Origin of the sequence: Collinsella aerofaciens (genome assembly GCF_005844325.1) — a bacterium.
GTDB lineage: Bacteria > Actinomycetota > Coriobacteriia > Coriobacteriales > Coriobacteriaceae > Collinsella > Collinsella aerofaciens_G.
The window spans coordinates 1-1507 of record NZ_SPFY01000057.1; the positions used below are offsets into that span (position 1 = coordinate 1).

The 1507-nt window shown below is 69.9% G+C and carries 1 protein-coding gene; it reads left to right on the forward strand.

What is annotated here, in order from left to right; translation table 11 throughout:
- The first annotated feature begins 126 nt into the window (after nucleotides 1-126).
- Entirely contained in the window at nucleotides 127-1446 is a 1320-nt protein-coding gene (locus FGQ61_RS09535) for an IS256 family transposase (RefSeq protein WP_229025992.1), read from the forward strand.
- The last annotated feature ends 61 nt before the right edge of the window (nucleotides 1447-1507 follow it).

Below are 1507 nucleotides of genomic sequence, written 5' to 3' on the forward strand. Positions count from 1 at the left end.
GGTAGCGCGCAGAGATGTGGTGTAAGAGGCGGGGCATGACCCGCCTCTTCCCTTTCTTGAAAGGGAGGGGACACCGCCTAGAATTCGTCGTTGGAGTAATGAAGGTGACGAATGGAAGGAAAGGCGATGCCCCAAGAAGAGAGTGTACTGCGCCTCGGCCGCGACGAGGCCCTCGAGGCGGCGAGGCTTTGGCAGGAGTGCGGCGACGCGCGCGAGTTCGCGTGTAGGGTGCTGGGCGGCGTGATGAACGCGCTGATGGACTCCGAGGCCCAGCAGATGTGCGGCGCGGGCCGTAACGAGCGCAGCGACGGCAGGGAGAACAGCCGCAACGGCTACCGCCCCAGGTCGCTCAAGACCGCCGTGGGCGACGTGGAGCTCGAGATACCCAAGCTCAGGCACGGCACCTACTACCCCGAGGGCATGCTCGCGCGATGGTCGCGCGTCGACACCTCGGTGGCCGCCCTCGTGCAGGAGATGTACGTGTGCGGCGTGTCCACCCGCAAGGTCGAGCGCGTGGCGTCCAAGCTGGGCATATCCTCGCTGTCGAGCTCGGAGGTCTCGAGCCTCTGCTCCGACCTCGACGCCGAGGTGGCGGAGTTCCGCCGCCGCGACCTTTCGGGCACGCCGTGCTGCTACCTGTGGCTCGACGCCACCTACATGAGCTGCAGGGTCGGCTCGTCGGTCGTCTCGCAGGGCGTCGTGACCGCGATCGGGCTGGGCGCCGACGGGCGCAAGCACTTCCTGGGCTGCGACGTGGTCGACACCGAGAGCGAGGACTCCTGGGCGGCATTCCTCGGCGGGCTGCGCGAGCGCGGGCTGGCCGGCGTTCGCCTCGTGGTCTCCGACAGCCACGCCGGGCTCGTGGCCGCCGTCTCGCGCCTGTTCCAGGGCTGCGCCTGGCAGCGCTGCGTGACGCACCTGCAGCGCAACCTCCAGAGCGCCTGCTCGGGCAGGCCCGAGGACTCCAAGGCGGCCGTCAGGGACCTCGTGCACGCCGCGGTCTACCAGGACGACCCCGACCTCGCGCGCTGCGTGTGGGCCGAGGCGGCGCCCTGGGTGGCGTCGGTGTCCGCCAGGGCCGGCGAGGTCTTCGAGCAGGCCGAGGACTCCGCGCTGGCGTTCACGGCCTTCCCCAGGGCGCACTGGGCCAAGCTCCGCACCAACAACGTCCAGGAGCGCGCCAACCGCGAGATCAAGCGCCGCTACAGGGTCGTGCAGTCCTTCCCCTCGAGGGAGTCGATGCTGCGTCTGACGTGCGCGAGCCTCATGGAGACCGAGGGGCAGTGGTCCCAGCAGCGCGTGTTCTCCGAGGCCTCGGCCGCCGAGGGCTTCGCCGAGCCCGCGGACAGGCCGGCCCCGACAGAGGGGAGGCGCCGCGCGCTCGGGCGGCGCGCCAGGGAGATAGTGGACGAGATAGTCGAGAAGCGCGGCCTCAAGAAGGAGTAACATCGGGGCTTGCAGCGACGGACCTCAGGACACTCTTACACCACGTCTGCGCGCGCCACCG